Source organism: Paenarthrobacter sp. NPDC090522 (assembly GCF_044769225.1).
In the GTDB taxonomy this organism is placed as follows: domain Bacteria; phylum Actinomycetota; class Actinomycetes; order Actinomycetales; family Micrococcaceae; genus Arthrobacter.
Genome location: NZ_JBIVXL010000008.1, coordinates 66307 through 88005 on the forward strand (window position 1 = coordinate 66307; position 21699 = coordinate 88005).

Annotated in this window: 19 protein-coding genes and 1 pseudogene; 7 read left to right on the plus strand and 13 right to left on the minus strand. The window is 61.7% G+C overall.

All coding sequences use genetic code 11. The features are described 5' to 3' along the window. Positions 1-4: 4 nt before the first annotated feature. Positions 5-1183: a M24 family metallopeptidase gene (locus ACIQT2_RS12005; protein WP_402946593.1), complete on the minus strand. Its 1179-nt coding sequence runs from the start codon at positions 1181-1183 to the stop codon at positions 5-7. Positions 1184-1344: 161 nt separating this feature from the next. Further along, complete coding sequence (locus ACIQT2_RS12010) at positions 1345-2496, minus strand: helix-turn-helix domain-containing protein (RefSeq protein WP_402946595.1); 1152 nt, start codon at positions 2494-2496, stop codon at positions 1345-1347. Between the two features lie 303 nt (positions 2497-2799). Between ACIQT2_RS12010 and ACIQT2_RS12015 the strand changes: the two genes are divergently transcribed. The 3 genes and pseudogenes from ACIQT2_RS12015 to ACIQT2_RS12025 all read left to right on the plus strand — a co-directional run bounded on the left by ACIQT2_RS12015 (position 2800) and on the right by ACIQT2_RS12025 (position 6787). Further along, positions 2800-4092: an MFS transporter gene (locus tag ACIQT2_RS12015; protein WP_402946597.1), complete on the plus strand. Its 1293-nt coding sequence runs from the start codon at positions 2800-2802 to the stop codon at positions 4090-4092. 66 nt (positions 4093-4158) lie between these two features. After that, positions 4159-5543 (plus strand): annotated as a pseudogene (locus ACIQT2_RS12020) (FAD-binding oxidoreductase). Continuing rightward, entirely contained in the window at positions 5540-6787 is a 1248-nt protein-coding gene (locus ACIQT2_RS12025; protein WP_402946599.1) for a PLP-dependent aminotransferase family protein, read from the plus strand. The pseudogene ACIQT2_RS12020 and the gene ACIQT2_RS12025 overlap by 4 nt, the downstream one beginning before the upstream one ends. Before the next feature lie 240 nt (positions 6788-7027). Here ACIQT2_RS12025 and ACIQT2_RS12030 read toward each other — a convergent pair whose 3' ends face one another. Then, entirely contained in the window at positions 7028-7633 is a 606-nt protein-coding gene (locus tag ACIQT2_RS12030; protein WP_402946601.1) for an Lrp/AsnC family transcriptional regulator, read from the minus strand. A 322-nt stretch (positions 7634-7955) separates the two neighbouring features. On the opposite strand from ACIQT2_RS12030, the gene ACIQT2_RS12035 reads away from it, so the two are divergent. Continuing rightward, the gene (locus ACIQT2_RS12035) at positions 7956-8711 is read left to right on the plus strand and encodes an SDR family NAD(P)-dependent oxidoreductase (protein ID WP_402946603.1); all 756 of its coding nucleotides are present in this window, start codon (positions 7956-7958) and stop codon (positions 8709-8711) included. A gap of 860 nt (positions 8712-9571) precedes the next feature. Here ACIQT2_RS12035 and ACIQT2_RS12040 read toward each other — a convergent pair. The 5 genes from ACIQT2_RS12040 to ACIQT2_RS12060 all read right to left on the minus strand — a co-directional run bounded on the left by ACIQT2_RS12040 (position 9572) and on the right by ACIQT2_RS12060 (position 14894). Further along, a complete protein-coding gene (locus tag ACIQT2_RS12040) occupies positions 9572-10216 on the minus strand; it encodes an RraA family protein (RefSeq protein ID WP_402946605.1) in 645 nt (214 codons plus the stop codon). 125 nt (positions 10217-10341) lie between these two features. Next, positions 10342-11313 carry an EamA family transporter RarD gene (gene rarD, locus ACIQT2_RS12045; protein WP_402946607.1) on the minus strand — a complete coding sequence of 324 codons (972 nt, stop codon included), beginning with the start codon at positions 11311-11313 and terminating at the stop codon, positions 10342-10344. Positions 11314-11524: 211 nt separating this feature from the next. Further along, positions 11525-12973: an amino acid permease gene (locus ACIQT2_RS12050; RefSeq protein ID WP_402946609.1), complete on the minus strand. Its 1449-nt coding sequence runs from the start codon at positions 12971-12973 to the stop codon at positions 11525-11527. A 176-nt stretch (positions 12974-13149) separates the two neighbouring features. Continuing rightward, positions 13150-13614, minus strand: a complete 465-nt coding sequence (locus ACIQT2_RS12055; RefSeq protein ID WP_402946611.1) for a RidA family protein — start codon at positions 13612-13614, stop codon at positions 13150-13152. A 47-nt stretch (positions 13615-13661) separates the two neighbouring features. Further along, a complete protein-coding gene (locus ACIQT2_RS12060; protein WP_402946613.1) occupies positions 13662-14894 on the minus strand; it encodes a MalY/PatB family protein in 1233 nt (410 codons plus the stop codon). Between the two features lie 224 nt (positions 14895-15118). On the opposite strand from ACIQT2_RS12060, the gene ACIQT2_RS12065 reads away from it, so the two are divergent. Both ACIQT2_RS12065 and ACIQT2_RS12070 read left to right on the plus strand, forming a co-directional pair. Continuing rightward, positions 15119-15568, plus strand: a complete 450-nt coding sequence (locus tag ACIQT2_RS12065; RefSeq protein ID WP_402946615.1) for an Lrp/AsnC family transcriptional regulator — start codon at positions 15119-15121, stop codon at positions 15566-15568. 33 nt (positions 15569-15601) lie between these two features. Next, positions 15602-16705: a branched-chain amino acid aminotransferase gene (locus tag ACIQT2_RS12070; RefSeq protein ID WP_402946617.1), complete on the plus strand. Its 1104-nt coding sequence runs from the start codon at positions 15602-15604 to the stop codon at positions 16703-16705. A gap of 75 nt (positions 16706-16780) precedes the next feature. On the opposite strand, the gene ACIQT2_RS12075 is transcribed toward ACIQT2_RS12070, so the two are convergent. The 3 genes from ACIQT2_RS12075 to ACIQT2_RS12085 form a co-directional block, all read right to left on the minus strand. Next, complete coding sequence (locus ACIQT2_RS12075; RefSeq protein ID WP_402946619.1) at positions 16781-17152, minus strand: carboxymuconolactone decarboxylase family protein; 372 nt, start codon at positions 17150-17152, stop codon at positions 16781-16783. A gap of 78 nt (positions 17153-17230) precedes the next feature. After that, a complete protein-coding gene (locus tag ACIQT2_RS12080; RefSeq protein WP_402946621.1) occupies positions 17231-18340 on the minus strand; it encodes a flavin monoamine oxidase family protein in 1110 nt (369 codons plus the stop codon). After that, entirely contained in the window at positions 18333-19355 is a 1023-nt protein-coding gene (locus tag ACIQT2_RS12085; protein WP_402946623.1) for an alcohol dehydrogenase catalytic domain-containing protein, read from the minus strand. Before ACIQT2_RS12085 ends, ACIQT2_RS12080 begins: the two co-directional genes overlap by 8 nt. 117 nt (positions 19356-19472) lie before the next feature. On the opposite strand from ACIQT2_RS12085, the gene ACIQT2_RS12090 reads away from it, so the two are divergent. Continuing rightward, positions 19473-20417 carry a LysR family transcriptional regulator gene (locus ACIQT2_RS12090; protein WP_402946625.1) on the plus strand — a complete coding sequence of 315 codons (945 nt, stop codon included), beginning with the start codon at positions 19473-19475 and terminating at the stop codon, positions 20415-20417. A gap of 96 nt (positions 20418-20513) precedes the next feature. Here ACIQT2_RS12090 and ACIQT2_RS12095 read toward each other — a convergent pair whose 3' ends face one another. Continuing rightward, positions 20514-20795: a hypothetical protein gene (locus tag ACIQT2_RS12095; RefSeq protein ID WP_402946627.1), complete on the minus strand. Its 282-nt coding sequence runs from the start codon at positions 20793-20795 to the stop codon at positions 20514-20516. A gap of 115 nt (positions 20796-20910) precedes the next feature. Next, a complete protein-coding gene (locus ACIQT2_RS12100; protein WP_402946629.1) occupies positions 20911-21609 on the minus strand; it encodes a GntR family transcriptional regulator in 699 nt (232 codons plus the stop codon). Positions 21610-21699: the final 90 nt, after the last annotated feature.

A 21699-nucleotide genomic window follows, 5' to 3' on the forward strand; every position in this document is an offset into this window, starting at 1 on the left:
GTCTCTAGCCCACCGTTAAGAGTCCCCGCGGAACACTCGCCAAGCACTCGGCGCCGTTCTCCGTGACCAGAACAGTTTCGGAGATACTGTAACCGCCTGTGTCCAGCCACATGCCGATCATCACATGCCAGGTCATACCGGCCTCAAGGGGAGTACGGTCGCCGGCCAGGAAGCTCATCGTCTGCTCGCCCCAGTCAGGTGGGAAGCCCAGACCAATCGGGTATCCGATGCGAGTACTCTTCGACAAGCCATGGCGCTTGATGACTGAATTCCATGCCAGTGCCGGGTCCTGGCATTCTGCGCCCGGGCGGATAACGCTCAAAGCGGCCTCCAGTCCCTCGCCGACGATTTCGGCGAGCTTTTGCAGTTCTGCCGGCGGCTGCCCGGTGTGGAGTGTGCGGGTCAACGGAACGTGGTACCGGTAACGGCTGCCGGCAATCTCCAAGGCAATGGGATCATTGTCGGCGAACGGCCGGTCGGACCAGGGGACATGAGGGAAGGACGTATTGTCGCCGGCCATGAGAAGGGGAGGAATCGCAGAGTAGGTCCCCCCAGCGCCCTCGACGCCGCGTAACTGCGCGGCGTATATTTCCGCAACCGCGTCGCATTCGCGGACCCCCGGGCGGATACTGCGAAAAGCCGCTTCGAACATGCTGCTTGTAATCTTTCCGGCGTCACGCATCAACGCGATTTCGGCTGGACTCTTGATGGCACGCAATCGGTTGATGACGTTTGGAACCTCAATCACCCTGGCACTTCCACCCAGTCCCTCCACCAAGGCTTTGTGAGCCCTCAGAGTGTAGAACGCCGCTTCTGATTCAACGGCGATGACCGCCTTCACTGGCAACCATGGTCGGATGGTTTGCGCGACCCAGTCCATGGGGTGGACGTCCGCTTTCTGCACATACGTGTCCGAGTAGCCGAAGACCTGTTCTTCACGCAGTTCGGCCGCGAGCCACGCGCTGGAGGCGTCGCTGCCGCGGCAGAAGAACGCAAGGGCTCCCTCACGGGGCACCAGCAGCAGCTGCGGGTTGTAGAAGGAATAGGCGTCGAAACCCGTCAAATAGAAGATATTAGCCGGATCCGGCACTACAAGATAATCAGCACCGAGTTCGGCAATTTTTTTCTGTGTCCGCTCAATCCGCTGCTGATATTCACTCTGTGTAAAGAGTCCCTTAGTCATCGTTGATTCTCCCTGTAGACCAATCCCATGCCCGGAGTGGGCCCTGCACTCGGCCGCGGTCTCCTCGCGCTCGGAGGTACGGGGACCCGGCGGGCGGAGAGTGGCGTCGATCACGCGCTTCTATCATAATACATACTATCTATATCTGATTGATACACAGGTCACCCTTCCAGCCGCAGAGGCCCCGACGTGGCGAGGACGGCCATCGCCGCCTGCCGGGGGATTGCGAGGTCCAGGCCCACCAAATCCTGGAACACAGCCAGCCGCTTGACGACGGTGTTGCGGTGGCAGTAGAGCCGGTCAGCGGTGCCTTTGATGGATCCGGTCGCGAAATAGGTACTGACGGTTTCAATCAGTCGGCTTCTGCTTGCGGGCGTCAGTGCCCTGAGGCGGCCCAGGCTGATTGGAAGCAGCTCAGGGGCCAGTTCATCCCCTAAAGCCTTCCAGGCCAAGGCGGCCCAACCGGCGTCAACCGTCAGAGGCCCCATCTGCCCCCCGGTATCCGCCCGAAGCAGAGCCATGCCTCCCTTCGCCGCGCGCGGGACCCCGGCCAAGCCTTGCACCTGCGAAAAGACTGCAACCCGGAGTCCTTGCAGCGCGTCGATCAGATCACCATGGCCTTCCGGTCGGAAGTGGCACGTACCGCCATAGGCTTCGAATGAGAATACGTCGGAAGCAAAGCGTCCACACACTGCGCAGTTGGGTTCGTGGGGCCCGCACTGAACCACCACCTCCATGGCGCCGCCGGGCACGAGTCCCAACTCAGACGCCACCGCGACAAGGACGTCCCCGTCCGGGGGTGGGTCGTCGAATATCCTGGACAAGGCACGCAGCTTCCGCCGTTCGCTGCGTCTGGCCAGAACATCCTCCTCGGCCAGGTAGGAGCCCTGCACTTCCTGGACGTGCCATTCGACGAGACTGAGAAGTGCATCCATGTTTCGGACCAGGCAGGGCGAAGTCTCCACGCTCGCGATCTGCTGCAGAGCATTCCAGATAACCCGCGAGTTGGTTCGCACCCCTTCCAGCAGCTTGTCCGCGGGAACGCCCTGTCGCGCGCGGCGCCGTCCTGTCTCCGCCGGCAACTGCTGCAATTTTGGATCCAACGGCAACCCGGAAAGCAACTGCACGTACATGTCCATGGTTGCCTTCGCGAGAGCATCGACCTCTTCACGAGGCACTTTCCCGCCATAGACCACCATCGCGTCAAACCTCGCCTGGGAATCCTTTATAAGCAACGTCTTGCGCTCTCCCAGCACCCGGATTAGGCCAAGCCATTGCGGATCATGCTGTAGAACGCTGGTGTCTGGAACCACGGGCTTTCTCCTTGGGTCACGAACCAAAATGTGCAGATAGACACTTTATGGTTGCCAGTTGGGGTCAGATCACCATTGAAAGAGTGATCCACGTCATGATCTCATTGATTATCCACGCAGGACGGGCGAGGTGATCAACCTGCTCCCTCCTGAACTCATCCGGGACGGACGCGTGGGAATCCGGCCTTCGCCTGGGCTGGACAGAAGTTTCAGCCGGGCCCGTTGGAAATCAAGCGTCCCGCAGGGCTCCTTGGCCACTCATGGATTTGTTGCCTCACGCCGTCGAGCCTGAAAGGAAGGCAAATGAGCACCGACATCATTAGAAGCACCAACAATCCACCAACTGTCCGACCACGAATGGTCCGCACTGCAGTCATTGTCGGCACTGCGCTGGAGCACTACGACTATTTTCTGTACGGCACGGCTGCCGCACTCGTGTTCAATGTCCAGTTCTTCGTAAACGACGATCCCCTCGTCGGGACACTCGCGGCATTCGCGACCTTCGCTGCGGGGTTCGTCGCCCGTCCTTTCGGCGCGCTCATCTTCGGTCATCTTGGTGACACCCTCGGACGTCGCAAGACTTTGATAATGACGCTTCTCCTCATCGGTGTCAGCACCGGCCTGATCGGCGCAATACCCAACTACGGCCAGATCGGCGTGTGGGCACCCATTGCACTGGTGACGCTCCGCCTGCTCCAGGGAATTTCGTTCGGCGGCGAATGGGCAGGTGCCGTCACACTGGCAGCCGAACATGCCCCGAAAGGCCGTGAGGGCGCGTATGCCAGCCTTCCCATGCTTGGCTCTCCCATCGGCAATATCGTAAGCACCGCCGCCTTTCTCGCGTTGGGACTCATGCCTGCCGATGCGTTCGACTCCTGGGCTTGGCGTGTTCCGTTCCTCGCAGCTTTTCCCATGCTCGGGTTGGCTCTATGGGTCCGGTCTCAGGTTGATGAGTCGCCTGCCTTTGAAAAAGTAGCCGCGTCGAAAGAAACCAAGAAGATTCCTGCCTGGGAAATCATTCGGAGATCCCCCAGGCAGATGTTCACCGGCGCGGCCCTTGCTTTTGTCGGCATCGGCGGATTCTTTGTCGTGACAACCTTCGCGATGAGCTACGGAACCGGCACCGTCGGCCTGAGCCGGACGACCATGTTGACAGCCGTACTTGGCGCGGCCTTACTGCAGATCCTCACCGTCCTCGTCACCGGCCGCCTGGCCGACAAGACTGACCCCGCCAAAATTGCCGATTGGAGCTGCGCCGCAACAGCGCTTCTTGCCTTCCCCGCAGTTCTTGTACTGTCCACAGGCAACCCAGTGCTGGCGATTCTTGCCGTAGTGGTGAGCGTGCAGCCGATCGCTGCGACGTACGCCGTCACAGGACTCATACTGGCCGAGCTTTTCAGCGCCAACGTCCGGTACTCCGGCATTGCCATCAGCTACAACATTGCCGGGCTTATTGGGGGGTTCATTCCCTTGATCGCAACATCGCTGCTACTACTGTCCGGGTCAAGCGCGTGGCCGGTGGCGCTGATGCTTCTGGTAATCGCGCTGCTTTCACTTGCCGGCGCTGTCACGGCGAGAAAGATCATCAGAACATAGCGGGATTGGTTGTCCAAATAAGACCTCCGTCACCGTGCTTTGCCGGTCAGAAAGGACCACCAAAGGATGGATTTGCTGTCATCGTCGGAACTACACGGGTCATTTGATCCTGCGCCGTTCAAGGAAATTACCCGCGCTTGCACAGAACCGGACGTGCTGCGGTCCAACTCCCGCGACGCGTCACGTGCGCAGCCTGAGGGACTACCAGCGATCGTCATCTACCCCCGGAACTCAGAAGAAGTCAGTTGTGTCCTTCGCGAAGCCAACCGGCAGCAGATCCCCGTGGTGACCAGGGGAGCCGGAACCGGCATGAGCGGTGGCGCCGTTGCCCTTCCGGGCTGCGTCATTCTCTCAACCAGCCGGCTCAAGAAAATGCGCATCAGTTCGAGCACGCGAACCGCCGTGGTCGGGGCGGGCGTGATAACCGCCAACCTCGACCGGGCCGCGCAGAAAATCGGACTCATGTATGGACCTGATCCGGTTTCCAGGAACCTTTCAACCATCGGCGGCAATATCGCAACCAACGCCGGGGGCCCGCGGTGCCTGTCTGTTGGTGTCACAGCAGACGCGGTCCAACAGCTCGAAATCGTCCTTGCCGATGGAAGCATCGTGCAGACGGGCTCTGGCACGGTCAAGAACAGCACCGGCTACGACCTAACAGGTCTGTTTGTTGGCTCCGAAGGAACCCTGGGAGTTGTGACCTCCGCTGTGATGAAGCTGTCTAAGGCTCTTCCCACTGAGCGCGCCCCCTTTGCCGTCTCCCACCACGACGTTTCAGCGCTGGGGCACATCATCCAAGCTCTCGCCCACGACGACGATAAACCCGTTTCCCTCGAGCTCATGGACTCCAACACCCTGGAACTGGTCTCACACTTCTACGATGATGCGCCCTTCAGACCAGGTCATTCGATGGTTGCAGGAGAATACGCAGGGCCCAGCTCGGCGTCGAGGCTGGCCAAGGTGAGAAGGATCTGCACCGACCTGGGCGCAGAAATGATCGTGGGCAAGGACGCCGACCAGGTTCTTCGCACCCGGATGCGCGTAAATCCTGCCCTCAACAGAGCTGGCCTTGCTACCTCCTGCGATGTCGTGGTGCCCGGCTCTCCGACATGTTGGGAAAGATCCAGGCAATCTCCGAGCAGAGCGGTGTTCGCATCAACACCTTCGCTCATGCCGGGGATGGCAACCTTCATCCTGCTGTCGCGGTCCCACCAGGCGACAAGGAAGCCATGGTCGCGGCCGAAGCAGTTCTGGATGCCATCACCGAGCAGGCCATTCAATTGGGCGGGCTGATCTCCGGGGAACACGGGATCGGGAGCCTGAAAGTTCACCACATCACGGAGCAGTTCGGCCCCGACACGCTGGGGCTCATGAAAAATATCAAACGCTCGGTTGATCCAAGCAACATCCTGAACCCCGGCAGGGCCATCGGCCCTCTGACAGCGGCATGAACCACCCGGCTCATGTCCCAACCACACCTAAGGAGCAGCCCAACGTGCGTTCGACGGATTTGCTGAATAACAACACCCGCATGCTGGGCAGCTCACCTATCCGGGACCTGCTCGAAAAATCATTCGACCCCGGCATAATAAGCTTCGCCGGCGGCAATCCCGCCGCGGAATTCTTCGACGTCGAAGGAATGAGCCGCTCTTTTCAGGCGGTCATGGACCGCTACGGCCGCCGGGCAATGCAGTACTCCTCCACTGACGGCGAGCCGGAGATGCGTGCGGCCGCAGCGTCCCGAACCGCAGAAATGGGCGTACCGACAGACCCCGACCAGGTCCTCATCACTACAGGTTCACAGCAAGGCATAGGGCTGCTGGGACAGACTCTTATTAACCACGGTGACGTCGTCCTCGTCGAGAACCCAACCTTCGTCTCGGCACTCCTGGCCTTCTCACTACAAGGTGCGCGCTTCAAAACGATCCACAGCGACGAGAACGGAGCCGTTCCGGAATCCTTGGAAGAAGCTATCCGCAGATGGAAACCAAAGGCCGTCTACCTCATCCCAACTTTCCAGAACCCAACCGGCTCTACCCTCACTCAGGAACGGCGGACCCGGATTGCGGACATCCTCGCTGAAGCCAACGTCTGGCTGATAGAGGATGACCCTTACTCCGACATCCGTTTCACCAACGAAAAACATATCCCGATCTCGGCCGACCCCCGGTTGAACACACGTTCTTTCCTGTTGAACTCCCTGTCAAAGGTTCTTGCACCAGGTATCCGCATTGGCTGGATCCGTTCTCCAAAGGACGTCCTGCCATACCTGAGCCGGGTAAAGCAGGCATCTACTCTCCAATCCTCAACCATTGATCAGCTCGCGGCTGCCCACTACCTCCAGAACAACGATCTGCCCAGCAGGCTTGCTCCGGTGAAGGCCGAATACATGAACCGCAGGGATCACCTCATGAAGGGGCTGATGGCCGCCCTGCCAGCCGGTACTGACATAACCCGACCCAAGGGCGGGCTGTTCATCTGGGCACGCCTGCCGGCAGGCTTCAATGCGTCCGTCATGCTCGAATCAGCCCTACTTGCTGGAACCATGTTCATCCCCGGGGCGCCGTTCTACGTCGAAGAAGCGGACCAACGAACCATGCGGTTCTCGTATTCGTCCAACCCGGTCGGGCAGGCAGAGCTGGGTTTGACGCGTTTGGCAAACGCCTTTGCGGAACCGCCCCTTCTGGTGCAGTAGCTGCGTTTCGCATAGACAGGATCCACGAAACGTTACAAGAAGACCCTTTATGCTTGAGAACACGCGGCCGGGCAGGCCGGCATCAAACGGGTCGTTCGTTTGACGTCAGAACCCTGATGTCAGGCATCCCTGACCGAACTGGTTTGCGTCCTTCGAAGCGCGCAAACTGCTGCGCAGCTGGGGTTCCGGGTCCGGCTGCACAGTGCCAGTAAGAGAGCCTTGGCGCTGCTGCGCAGGGCCCTAGCGGTCGTTGGCCCCTGCTGCGCGGCGACTCTCAGCCGCCTGGTGGGAGTGATCAGCCTGTATCTGAGTAATCAGGTCGTGGGCGAAAGGCTTGGAAGGCATTTCGGCGACCGTGGTCATGGTGGATGTTCCCTGGGTTCCGGGGATCTGCCAGATCCTATCCAGCAGTAGCGTGCGCAAGTGGTTATTGTCCCGCACTCGTATACGGACAAGCAGATCTAGGTTGCCCGTGACCATGTTGACGTCCTCCACTTCAGGGATCTCCCAGAGCTGGGACATCATCGCCGCAACATCACTGCCCTCGGACGCGGTCACGGAGAGGAACACCGTCTCAGTGAACCCCACCGCCGTCCAGTTAATCTGCGCTGAATAACCGGTGATGACACCGGACCGTTCCAACCGCGCCATCCGCTCACCGATTGTCGGCGCCGACACGCGCAGCGTTGCCGCCAGCGTCCGCTGCGAGGCTCTGCCGTCAGAGATAAGTTCCTTCAGCAGTGCCAGATCGAGCTCATCAAGCGGGGCTGCCGCAACCGGCGATGCCGCAACCTGGCGGACCCGGGACAACGAGGCCCCATTACTGTTGGGTGCAGCTGGACTCATCGGTGCGTTCGCTCTCACTCGCTCTTACGGACTGCAACGATCCTACAACCTGTAACAACAAATGCCAGATCTTGGCGCCCCGTTCTTTACAAACGAAATGTGGATCTACCGACCCCGCAACGAGGCGGGACCGGTTGCGGCCGCTCCCTACCCAGTCATCAGCAGCCAAGGACCACGAACCTCGAGCCGATCGAAACACGCACCCGAAAGATATATGGCCAATCTACGTGATATTTGATAGATTGAAACTATACTGAATTTTGCAAATGCTACTTTCATGTTGTTTGTACCTTTATGAATGAGAACACGAAAGGTTGTTTCCATGTCCCGTCTTGATGGTCGGATTGTCCTTATCACCGGCGCTGCAGGCGGTATCGGCTCCGCCGTTGCCCGAACGGTCGTGGCTGACGGCGGCGAGGTCATCCTCCACGACGTCAACGAAGACGCCGTCGCTGCCTTGGCTCATGAATTGGGTAATGCCGCGACGACGCTCACGGCCAACCTTGCAGAGGCCAAGGAAACCGAACAACTTTGGGCCGATGCCTTGGCGCTGCACGGCCGGATCGATGTGCTGGTCAATAATGCTGGCATCTATCCGCCCGCTCCGATCGATGCCCACCTTGAGGACTGGATCTCCGTGTGGGACCTTTCCCTGGCGGTAAACCTGAAGGCGCCGGCCATTCTCTGCAAGGAAGCAGTAAAAACCTACGCCCTTCAGGACAGAGGCGGCATCATCATCAATCTCGCATCCCGTGCAGCATTCCGCGGGGAGGACCCGGATTACTGGCATTACGCTGCGGCCAAGGCCGGTGTTGTGGCGATGACGCGCACTATCGCCCGGCAGAACGGCCGCCAAGGCGTGACAGCCTTCGCCATCGCACCGGGCTACGTAGATACGTCCCTGAACAAGGTCTTTGCAGAAAGCGTCGGTGTCCAGGCCGCAGCCGACCAGACAGGCCTGGGTGAAGTCGCCCAGCCGCAGGACATCGCCAACATCATCGCCTTCCTGGCCACCGGCCTGGCGAGGCATGCAACCGGCACCACCATCGACGTCAATGGAGCCAGCTACGTCCGCTAACCGACCTCTCCAAGGGGGAACGCTGGTCGTTCGGATGTCGGTCTTGGCGACTGACCTCCAGTCAGCGCTGTGGTGATCGGCATCCTGCTACTGGTCATCGGATTTGATCCAGTCGGGCCACAAGGTCGTGCCCCTGCCCGGGAGTGCAAAGCCCTCATTTATCCAAGGCTGATTGACGAACCTTTGGACCACATCGGCCGAGTAGGTCAGCGAGTAATTACCCCGGGTTAGCTGTTGAAGGGGGGCCCGGCGTCAGGCCATCTTCAACCTTCCCCAGGAAACGGGTCATGACCACAACCCAACTCACAACTGAATGACACTCCCTGCAGGGCTCCTATATCGAAGCCTGGCTGTACGACAAGCTCTACCGCAGTGGCTACGTAGGTCATACCATGCCGGACTCGAGTGGCCTGTGGCTGGAGGCCAAGGAGGGCCAGCTTCGGGAATACACTGATAAAGACAGCGGCTACCGCGTACATACTGCAGCGTCTCCGGCCTAGGCGCATGTGGTGCAGTAGACCCGCCGCCGGGGCAGCCCGCACCGAAACCCTTAACGTCGGCGCTCAGGCCCGGCGCAGCAAAGCGCCTGCGGGGAGCAGCCTTGCCCGAACGGTCGGCTTCCGGACCAGGTCCCGGATAACTTGTCCGGTTATTCGTGTTTCCCCAGCCGATCCAGGACAAAGTAAGCCAGCCACACCGCGAGTTCAGTCCCGGCGCTGAATGTGCAGGCATGATCCCGCCAATCGACTTTGGACTCGCCAGTTCCTCTCGAATGCCGAGGCAGCCCTGCTTGGCGTCCTTCCCCAGGTGCCTGCTTGTCTGACGCTCGCAGCGCCACCGTGTCAGAGGCGACAGAGCGTCTATGAAGGGAGCACCACCTCGCTGATCCTGCCCCGGATTTGCTGCTCAAGATCCTCTTGCCCGGGGAGGGCGATCAGTGTTTCGAGGAGCTCGGACTGGGGGATGACGACTATTCCGTCCACGTCCCCAATGACGGCATCCCCAGGACTGCACACAATGCCGCCACACGCGACAGGCTTTCCGACGTAGCCCGGTCCGTTTTGGGATGGTCCCGCAGGAACTACTGCTCTGGCAAAGACCGCGAGTCCCATTTCGTTGAGCTCTTCAATATCCCTGACTGCACCGTCAACAATGACGCCGCGGACGCCCTTACTGAGACAGATTTCCGCGAGTATTCCCCCAAAGACGGCGCGATGAACCAGGCCTTTACCCGAGACGACGAGCACGTCGCCCGCTCTTGCCTCATCCAGGCCCCGGTGGATGGCAAGGTTGTCGCCTTCCCAGATCTGGATGGGCAGCACTGCCCCGGCCAGACGTACACCCGGCGTAAGACACCGGATGTCGGAGGACATCACGTCCATTCGTTTGCGGGCGTCACTGATCAGCGCTGACGGGTAGGCGGCGACGGAGTTTACAAGTTCGATATCTGGGCGCTGCCATTGCGGGTACACCGCAATGTTTTCGGCGGAGGTCTTGATATACATGGTCTTCCTTGATTACGGGCGCGAACTGGTCTGACTCAAAGGCAATGGCAGGTTAGCCGATTTCAACGGGCATGAGCAGGCTAAGTCAAAGGCATGCCAAGCAGCCTTCCGCGTGCCGGAAGCCCTCATGACAATCTTCTGCCTCTTCCCCCGGCCCTGACCATATCCACCACGAGAGCGACCAGAGCAAGCCAGATGATCCCGAAGCCTATCCAGCGTTCGAAGGTCATGGCTTCCCGGAAAAGGACCACCGCGACCAAGAATTGGAGAACAGGGGTGATGTACTGCAACAGCCCGATCGTCACCATCGACAGTCGCCGGGCGGAAGCACCAAAAAAGATCAGGGGAATGGCCGTAACGACACCTGAGAGTGCCAACAACCAGAAATGGCCGGGACCCTCAGTGGTAAGAGTCGCCGCACCGTTAGCGGCCAGAATTGCCAAAACGACCACAGCAAAGGGAGTCAGTACCACTGTTTCCACGCTCAGGCTGCTGACCGCATCAACCTTCGAGCCAACCCTCTTCTTGACAAAACCGTAGAGGCTGAAGGATGCGGCCAGCGACAATGCAATCCAGGGCAACTTTCCGTAGGAGATTGCCAGGACACCGACGGCAACGACTCCGATGCCGACTGCAACCCACTGCAAGGGACGCAGTGATTCCCTGAAAACAGCAACGCCGAGGAGGACAGAGGCGAGGGGATTGACAAAGTACCCCAAGGAGGCCTCAACAGTTTGGTTGGATGTCACCGCGTAGATGTAGATCAGCCAGTTCGCGCCGATGAGCAAGGCTGCCACAATCAGCTGCCCGAAGATCGCTCGGTTCCTGAAAACGCCGGCAAAAGCCGCCCCGGATCGTGTCAGAGCAACCAACAGCACGCAGAACAACAGCGACCAGACCACCCTGCTGGCAACGATCTCCAGGGCATCCGCGGGCTGCAAAATGTAGAAGTAAAGCGGAAACAGGCCCCAAATTCCATACGCGCTTATCCCGAAAAGAATCCCCGCGGCGCCACCCTTTTCACCTGCCCCGGAAGGCCCTGCTTCCGGAGTGGTTCGTAAGCGGTCAGTCTCAGGGAGGGAATCGGAGCCGGGCACCGCCCCATGACATCATCAATTTTTGCATGTGGCAAGTAAGCTCACATTATATCCCACTAAAAGTAAAGAAATATGGCCTCTGATCTTTACATGCATTAATCGATCCCATCATGTCCTCGACCGTCCGACATTGGCTATACGAGGCTCAAGGGGGCGTCCGCTTGTGGCGGCCGCCCCCTTGGCTCTTTGCTACATGCGCATGTGCCGTGGCCTACGAATGAACGGAAACAGGCGAGTTGTCCGGAGTCGTCTCCGTGCGTGGGCGCTTGGTGTAGATGCGGTAGACGGCGTACACGACGGCGACCCAGGTTGCGGAGACGTAGAGAGAGATCCGGTCGTCAGGGTCGATGGCAAGGGCGATCAGCACCCAGGCGATGAAGGCGAGGGCGATGTAGTTGCTGTAGGGCGCGAAGGGCATCTTGTATTTGAGTTCGTCGAGGCGGCCTTCGCGGGCGCGGGTTTTGCGGAAGCGCAGGTGGCTGATGAGGATGGATCCCCACGCGCAGATGAGTCCGAAGACGGTGACGGAGGCGAAGATTTCGAAGACCTGCTCGGGCATGAGGAAGTTCAGTGCGACGCCGGCGAACATGGTGCCGAAGACCATCATGATGGCTTTGGAGGGGACGTTGCGGCTGTTGACGGTGCCGAGGAATTTGGGGGCGTTGCCTTGGAGGGAGAGGTTGTAGAAGGTGCGGCTGTTGCTGAAGACGCTGGCGTTCACGGCTGAGAGGACAGCGGTCATGATGACGAGGTTCATGATGGTGGCTGCGGCTGGGATGCCGATGTGGGTGAAGACTTCGACGAAGGGGCTGCCTTTTCCGGTGAGGGAGGTCCACGGGAAGATTGAGATCAGTACGGTGATGGCGCCGACGTAGAAGATCAGGAGACGCCAGAAGGTGGCGTTGACGGCTTTGGGCATGGTCTTTTCGATGTTTTCGGTTTCGCCTGCGGCGAAGCCGAGGTTTTCGATGCCGCCGAAGGCGAAGGCGACCATGACCACGGCCATCAGGATGCCGCTTATGCCGTTGGGGAGGAATCCTCCGTTGTCGACGAGGTTGCTGAAGCCGACCGGGTTTCCGTTATTGCCGAGGCCGAAGAAGATCATGGCCAGACCGAAGACGATCAGCCCGATGATGGCGATGACCTTTACGAGGGAGAACGCGAACTCGGCTTCTCCGTAGATGCGGACACCGATGATGTTTACGGTGAACATGATTGCCACCGCGGCGAGGGCTGTGACCCAGATGGGTAGGTCCGGGAACCAGAATTGGGCGAATTTTCCGAGGGCGTTCAGTTCGGCGGCGCTGGTGGCGAGGAGAAAGATGAAGGCGTTCCAGCCGTTGAGGAAGCCGGCGAAACGGTGCATGTAGCGGTTGGCGTAGGAGATGTAGCCGCCGGAGACGGGTTCGGCGACTGACATTTCGCCCAGGGCGCGCATCACGAAGTAGATGGCTCCGGCGGCGAGCAGGTAGGTGATGATGATGGCTGGCCCGGCGGTGCGGATGGCGCTGGCGGAACCGTAGAACAGGCCTGTGCCGATCGCTCCGCCGATGGCGATCATTTGCAGGTGGCGGCTTTTCAGGGCCCTTTTGAGGTTTTCTTTTTCGAACTTCGGGGTGGTGTTCCCTACAGTGGTGCTTGCGGCACGTGTTTCAGCCATGTCGGCCCTTCTTTGCATGAGGTCCTTCTTCGTTGAAGGCTCGCCTGGGGTGGGGGATTGCCCGGTGCCAGCCGGTGGATCCCCTTGGTGTGGTGCTGTCCGCGCGGACGAAAGATCCGCGGTATCTGGCCGGCGGCGGTGTGTTCCGCCGCCGGTTGGTTGTCGTGTGGTTTGGGCTAGTCGATTTCGACGATGGCTTCGACTTCGACCGGGGCGTTCAGCGGCAGGGCGGCCATCCCGACGGCGGATCTGGCGTGCTGGCCCCGTTCGGCGAAGGCTTCGGCGAGCAGCTCGGAAGCGCCGTTGGCGACCAGGTGGTGGTCGGTGAAGCCGTCGGCGCCTGCGACGAACACGGTGATTTTGACCAGCCGCTTGACCCGGTCAAGGTCACCGAGGGCGTCGCGGAGCTGGGCCAGGACGTTGATGGCACACCAGCGGGCCACTTCCCGGCCCTCGGTGGTGTCCAGGTCACGGCCGAGCAGGCCGGTGGCCGTCAGGGTGCCGTTCTTGAGGGGGAGCTGGCCGGAGGTAAAAATTAGGTTCCCTGTTTGGACCCAGGGAACATATTTCGCGGCGGCCGTACCGGGTTCGGGCAGGTCGATGCCCATTTTTTCGAGCCGGTCAAGGGTTGTCGTAGTCATGGTGTGCCTTTCGGTGCGTCGTTCTCGGGTAGCGATTGATCGGTGTTTTAGTTCACGGCGGTGAGGAGTCGGTTGATGGCTTCGTCGACCGTGGTGCGGGGACAGCCGAGGTTCACGCGCATGTAGCCGTGGCCTTCGGCCCCGAATTTTTGGCCTTTGTCGAGCCACAGCCGGGCGTCCAGGAGCATGAACCGGTCCAGGGCTTCGGCGTCCAAGCCCAGGTCCCGGCAGTCCATCCAGGCCAGGTAGAGCGAGTCGGCCGGCAGGGCCTTGATTTTGTCGGTGCCGGCGTTGATGGTCTTTGCGAAGTGGGCGTGGTTTCCGCGCAAGTAGGTGAGGAGTTCGTCAACCCAGGGCTCCCCGTGGGTGTAGGCGGCTTCGGCGGCGACCATGCCCAAGGTGTTGACCAGCGGGAACATGTTGCGGTCGTACTGGCGCAGGAATTCTGCCCGGAGCCGGGCATCGGGAATGAACACGTTGGCGCTTTGCAGGCCGGGCAGGTTGAAGGTTTTGCTCGGGGCCGTGCAGGTGATGCTGTTCCGGGCGAAGTCCAGGCCGAGGGAAGCGAACGGGATGTGCTTCTTGGCGGGGTTGATGATGAGGTCCTGATGGATCTCATCGGAGATGACCAGGACTCCCTGGCGGGCGCAGATCTCTCCCATGGTCCGCAGTTCTTCTTCGGACCATACGTTGCCGGTCGGGTTGTGCGGGTGGCTGAGGATGAAGATCTTGGTGTCGGGCCGGATGGCCATTTCGAAGATCTCGGCGTTGAACCGGTACCCGTCCTGCGTGCGTTCCAGGGGAGCGAGTGCGAGGTGTCGGCCGTTGAGCAGGACGTCGTTATGGAAGTGTGCGTAAACCGGAGGCTGGATCAGGACGGAGTCTCCAGGGGCGGAGAACGCCTGGACAGCAACTTTGAGGCTGGTGATGATGCCGGAGGTCTGGCAAACCCAGGCCGGGTCTACGTCCCAGCCGAAGCGGCGTGCCTGCCAGCCGGTCACGGCCTGGACATAGCTGGACGTAGCTCCTCCCGGGTAGCCGAAAATACCGTAGGAGACGGCCTCATGCAGTGCCTCCAGAACGGGGGCCGGGGCCTTGAAGTCGGTGTCCGCCACCCACATCGGCAACGGATCGGCGGCTGCTTCGTCCGGGCGCAGAAGCGCCTTCGCCGACGCCCACTTCATGGAGTTGGACTGGCGGCGGTCCACAACCTCATCCAGAAGGGAGGGTCCGGTCACGGACGGGGCTTCACGTTCTGCCAGGAGTGGCTGGGTGTTCACGGGTGGTTCCTTTGGTTGATCGGCCTGCCTCGCACCGTGACCTCTCTGGTGAGGTGTCAGCGGCGGGGTGGTGTGTAGCTGACGTACTGGCAGGACCTCCAGGTTTGGGCTGGGAACCCCCACCGAAGTGATCTGCCTTACATAGGAATAGATTAGTTCGATTGGGCCGCAATTCGTTTGCTACTTTTCAGCTGCAACCCCTTCTATGTGCTAACTTTTTGAATATGGACACCCTAGATCGCAAGATTATTGCCCTCCTTCAGGAGGAGGGCAGGATCACACTCACGGATCTGGCCGACAAGGTCAGCCTGAGCCTGTCCCGTTGCCAACGACGGGTTCGGGATCTGGAAGAGCAGGGAGTGATCACCGGCTACCGGGCCGTGGTCAACGCCCCAGCCATGGGCTTTGGCTTTGAAGTGCTGGTGTTCGCTACCTTGACCAAAGCCGGAGCAGTCGATGAATTCGACTCCGCGCTGGCCGGTATCCCGCAGATCATTGAGGCGCAGCGCCTGTTCGGTGAACCCGACTACCTGATCCGGGTGGCCTGCGCCGACCTGCCTGCCTATCAGCGCCTCTATGACACCGTCCTGACGAAGTTGCCCGGCCTGGCAGGGCTGAACTCAACGATCGTCATGAAGCAGATCGTCGCTCCGCGGCCACTGCCCATCGCCTAAGCCACGCCTCAAGCCAACCCACAAGGACCCCCAATGCCTGAACCAACCTCCAATGCCCTGCAGTTCACCCGCACACCTGCCACCGACCCAACACCGACGGCCGAGCGTCAAAAGATCCTCGAGGATCCCGGCTTTGGTGACCACTTCACAGACCACATGGTCAGCATCCACTACTCGCCAGGGACCGGCTGGCACGACGGCCACGTCAACCCCTACGGACCGCTGCAGCTTGACCCGTCTGCCGGGGTCTTCCACTACGGACAGGAAATCTTTGAGGGCCTGAAGGCCTACCGGCACCAAGACGGCTCCATCTGGTCATTCCGGCCCGAGGAAAATGCCGCCCGCTTCCAGCGCTCGGCCCGGCGCATGGTCATGCCCGACCTTCCGGTGGGCCTGTTCCTGGACTCCCTCAAGGAACTCATCAGCGTTGACGGGGCGTGGGTTCCATCAGCGCCCGGGACGAGCCTGTATCTGCGGCCCTTCATGTTCGCCGCGGAAGCCTTCCTGGGCGTCCGGTCATCGATGGAGTACGCCTATCATCTGATCGCCAGCCCGGCCGGCGCCTACTTCACAGGTGGGGTCAAACCCGTATCGATCTGGCTGTCGGAACAATGGACCCGCGCCGGCAAGGGCGGCACCGGGGCGGCGAAGACCGGCGGGAACTACGCTGCGGGCCTGCTGCCCCAGGCCGAAGCCTACGACAACGGCTGCGCGCAGGTGCTCTTCCTGGATTCCGTGGAAGGAAGATACGTTGAGGAGCTCGGCGGCATGAACGTCGTACTGGTCCGCAAGGACGGTTCGCTGCTCACTCCCGCCTCGGACACCATCCTGGAGGGCATCACCCTGAAATCAGTGCTGCAGCTGGCCAAGGACGCCGGGCGTGAGGTGGAGCAGCGCCCCGTGACCCTCCAGGAATGGCGCGATGGGGTCGCCTCCGGGGACATTGTGGAAATGTTCGCCTGCGGCACAGCGGCAGCGATCACCCCCATCGGAGAATTGAAGTCCGCGTCCTTCACCGCGGGAGACATCACCGCCCCTCCCGGTGAGGTGACCATGGAACTGCGTCAGCACATCGCCGACATCCAGTACGGCCACGCCGCAGACCGACACGGCTGGATGCTCCGCCTGGACGCCTGACAGGCCCGTGAACAGCCAACGACGGCGGGTTCCCGGCTCTTTGTGGCCGGGAACCTGCCGCCGTTGGCCCGCGTCTTAGGCCACGGCCTCGACGTCGAGTTTCTCGTTGGTCTCGGCCTCGGCCTGCTTGAAGAATTTCATGGCCATGAAACCGTGGGCGTAACCGCCGCCGGCGCGCAGCACGCTGGTGATCATCACGGTCTCCGCAAGTTCAGCCTCCGTGGCACCGGCTTCCTGGGCTGCTTTGGAGTGCGCCTCGATGCAGTATGCGCGCTGGGTGGTCAGCCCAACGGCCACTGCGATGAGTTCTGTGTATTTGCGCGGGATGACCTTGGCCTCGCTGTCGATAGCGGCGTGGTCGAACGCCTGCAGGGCCTTGAATGCCTCAGGCGCACCGGAACGGAGGTAACGGGCGAACTGGTTGTCGTTGTGCTCGTGGTACGTCATGGTTGTATCTCTTTTCTCCTACTTAAAGGCCAGGAGAGTCTTCCCCGGGCCTGGTCCGTGCCCTATGAACCGGGCAGGTCAACGGGAAGGCGCGGCGGCCGGCGCCGGAGTTTCACTGACCCGGCGGGCAGCTGCGAATCCGGCCCGCACGGCGCCTTCGATGTGGCCAGGAAAAGCCGGGGACACCTCGGTCGAGGCCCAGTGCAGCCGTCCGAATACGGGCAGCTGGAAGACATCGGCCCCGTACAGGTCGGTGCGTGCGTACGGGTGCACTGTCTGTGGGGCTGTGTACTGCTCCCGGCTCCAGTCCACAACACGGACCTCGGAAGGCTCTGCGGCATGGGGGCCAAAAATCCGGGACAACTGGTGGACGAAGACCTCCCCAATCTCATCCAAGGGCACTCCGGCCAGCCCGGCCGAGGGCGCGAACCCGAACAATGCTGCGGGTGAGCCGCCGGGACCGCTGTGGTCGTGGAACTCGCGGAACGGGCCGGCGTGGCTGATGGCCGAACCCGACAGTCCGGCCCGCCGCCAGCGTGCCTGGTCAAAGAGGGCAACAGCTTTGACCATGCTGCCCATCCACACCGCCGTTGATGCCGCAGCCAGAACAAGATCAGCGGGCAGTGCTGGGGTGAACCGGATCTGTTCCACGGCCAGCGCCGGTGGCAGAGCAAGGATGACCTGATCAGCATCTGCTGTGAGCGTGCGCGACTGGACCCGGACCACACCGTCAGGGAGAATCTCCACCGAACGGACGGGCTCATCCAGCCGCAGGACCCCCTCCGGCAACCGGCCAGCCAGCGCGGAAACCATGCCGCCGGCGCCGTGGGCGAACCGCCGCGCCGGGACATCCACGGGGTTGCCCTGCAGGCGCTGGACGCCTGCAGGGGCGGATTCATACAGGGCGTCCCCTGCCAGATGCTGGGGAAAGGTTTCCACACCGAGTTGGTCGGTGATCGCCTCGACGAACCCCTCATGATCCCAGAACCACGTCCCGCCCAAATCGACCGCACCCGGACCTGCTGCGCCCGGGGCTATCTGGTGGCTCACCAGTCGTCCTCCGACCCGGGAACGTGCCTCGCACACCAGCACGGAGTAGCCGTTCCTGCCCAGGGCCTCGGCTGCGACCAGCCCCGCCGCGCCGGCCCCGACGACGATGACGTCATATCGTCTTCGTTCTTCAGCCACGCCAGGAGCCTTCCAGAACGATGCGGAAGCGCGCCTGGCCGCCGCGCAAGCGGGCGACGGCTTCGCTGGCCCGGGCCAAGGGCATCGTCTCTACGATGGGCTTGACGTCGTGATGAAGGGCAAAACGCATGGCCTCCTCGGTATCGTGAGCGCTGCCGGTCAAGTGTCCTTTGATGACCTGGCTGTTCATGACCAGCCGTGCCACCGAAATGTCGAGATGGCCGCTGTCCACGCCCACCACCGTCAGGGTCCCGCGCACCCGCAAGCCCGTGAGCAGTTCCGGGACGGCGGTGGTCGTTGATGAGGTGCTGAGGATCAAATCGGCGCCACCGAGGCGATGCAGGGCCGCTCCGGCCGGCTCCGCCTCACTGTCGATGTAGTGACCGGCGCCCAACTGACGGGCCAGGGTTTCGCGGCCGGCCCCGCGGGCAATAGCGACCACCTCGTGACCCATCTTCGCTGCGAACTGCACCGCAAGGTGGCCCAGGCCGCCGACGCCGAAAACAGCGACACGGCTTCCCGGGGCGAGGCTGGCATGCCTGAGCGCGTTGTAGGTGGTTACGCCCGCGCAGCCCATGGGGGCAGCGTCGATGAAGCCCAACCCTTCAGGGATACGGGCCAGCGCTTCAGCAGGCACGGTGACCGACTCGGCCCATCCCCCCGGGTACGAGAGGCCGGGGACCTTCCGGTCAGGGCAATGCACCACATCTCCGCGACGGCAGTAACTGCACTGCCCGCAACTGCCGCCAAACCACCCAACGGCCACCCGGTCACCCACCTGCCACTCACCGGCGTCGGGGCCGACCTCGGCGATCACGCCGGCCACTTCATGCCCCGGCGTCACTGGCCGATCCCGGCTGCCCGACCGGGACGTGGCCAGATCGGCGTAGCAGACACCGCTCGCCGCAACAGCGACCCTGACCTGTCCGCGGGCCGCGGGCCCGACCCGGACCTGCTCCGCGTCGAAGGTCGCTTCCGGGCCGCGTGCCCGCATCATCAGGGCAGTGTCTGCCATCAGTGCTCCAATCAAGTCGGTCCATGGGCGCCGGGCGGACGCCCAAGGAATGAGGGTATGCAGTGGGGCGCCTTCCCCGGAAGGCGACTGTCCTGAATAATGCGATAGCCTTTTGTTATGGCTGAGCGGTGGGCGATAGAGAACCTTCGGTATGTGCAGGCAGTGACGGAAACCCGTTCCTTCAGCGCCGCCGCGCGCGCTTACGGGGTCACACAGCCGGCGTTGTCCAATGGTGTGGCGAAGTTGGAGGAACAACTGGGGGAGAGGTTGTTCGAACGCTTACCGCGTGGGGTTAGCCCGACAGCCTTCGGTTCCCATCTTCTGCCGCTGATCGACCAGGCTGTGGCCGCGGTGGACAAGATCGCTGCTGAAGCCGGTCGGTGGAGCAACCGCGGCAGCGACAGTATCCGGATGGGCGTCTCGCCGCTGATCAACCCCCGGCTGATTGCTGCGGCCTACAATGCCGTGTGCCGGCACGCGGACGCACCGGCTACGCGGACGCTGGTACTTCGAGAGGCCAACATGGACGAACTCCACGATGCGCTGCTGGCCGAGGAACTGGACATCATCCTGATCCCCTCGGTCCTGCCCCTGCCCCGGTACACCCACCGCATTGTCGATTCCGAACCGATGGTGATCGTCGAAGGCCGAAATGACGGCGCCACCGGGCCGATCCAGGTCAGCGACATCGGCATAAGATCCTTGATCCTCGTTCCCAACGCCTGTGGCCTGACAACGTTCACCCGGGATCTTTTCAGTTCCCGGGAACTTCCCCTGAACACCTATCCAGGGGAAGCCTCGAGCTACCGGATGCTTGAACAGTGGGCCGACCTCGGGTTGGGGACCGCGCTGCTGCCGCAGTCAAAACTGACCAACCCCGACACGGCCCGCCGGCCCCTGCTCGACCAGGACCAGGAAGTCGAAATCTTCTATGAAGCCGTCTGGGACCCCAGATCCCCCCTGGCAGCCGAACTCGAAGACCTCGCCTCACACATCACGCACCTGCCCCATGCCGCGGCGGGCACGGCATGGGTGGAACCGGCGGCTCAGCCCGGACCGTAGCTCGGGTTCCCCGCCCTGCAGACTCCCGGCCGCAATACTCGGCACTGTGCTGTCCCATGCTTCGGGCAGTACCGTGGCCGGGAATGTGGGTGTCGGCTAGATGCTGTCGTAGATGCGCACTTCGGGAGCGCTTTTCAGGTAGGGCTCCAGGGCGGTGACGACATCCTGGTTGAACAGTTCGCTGCCGAGGTAGGACTGGGCGCACGCGACGCTCCCGAATCCGTGGAGGACCTGGACGTCATCTTCCCTGATGAGCAGCTCCTTGCTCTGCGCGCCGCCGATGCTCTCCAGGAACGGCTGCTTGTACTTCTCGTAGACGGCAGCTGCAGCCGGGCGGTTTTCTTCGGCAATGTCGAGGGTGATTTCCAGATAGGCCATGAAGGTTCCTTTCATTGGTGCAGGTAGCGGCGGTCGCCAGCTGCTCTGACAGAAATGTAGAAGGAATCCGGCACAGTCAGTAGCCCCGATACGGAAATGGGCTCATAACTTCCCCTTATCGTTGCAAGTCGTCCTGGATGTGCCGTGGCCCGTAGGAGAGATGGGCCGGTGTGCCCACGGGGGCCGTGGAGATCTCGCCGATATGCCCGCGCAGGACCTCTGCGAAGGCGGCCGCGTTGCCGTTACGGAGGTTCTCCACCAAGGCCTCATGTTCGTCGATGATGTCCATGCACCGCTCCAGCAGCCTGGTCCCGGCGGCGAACAGGACAAAACGGTGACGGTCTGACAACCGGTCGTACAGCTCCAGCAGCACTCCGCTGCCACCGGCCTCGACAATGCCCCGATGGAAGGCCAGTGTCAGGCCGATGAACCGGCGGACATCGCCGGCAGCGAACGCTTCCCGCTGCCTGTCGACAGAGTCCTGCAATGCTTCCGCCAAGCTTCGCCGCAGCGCCTCCGGGGCCCTGTCGACAGCTGTTGTCTCCAGGACGAAACGGGCATCGGCGAGCTCGACTACCGTGCGTTCGCTGACTCCCTGGACCAAGGCCCCCCGCTTCGGATACACCGTGATCCACCCCTCGTCCTGCAGGCGGGCCAGGGCGACACGTACCGGGGTGCGGCTCATCCCCAGCGACGCCGCCAGCGGAGCTTCACCCAGCATTGTGCCGGGTTGGTGGGTTCCATCAACGATGCAATCCCTGATCACTTGATAGGCACGCTCAGCCGCGCTGGTGCCACCACCCTCACCGGACATTTGCCACGCTCCTCCCGGCCGCAGCCAAAACACCATGCATTCACGTGGTGTCCAGCCTACCGAAGAACAGCACACCAATACCACTGGGAT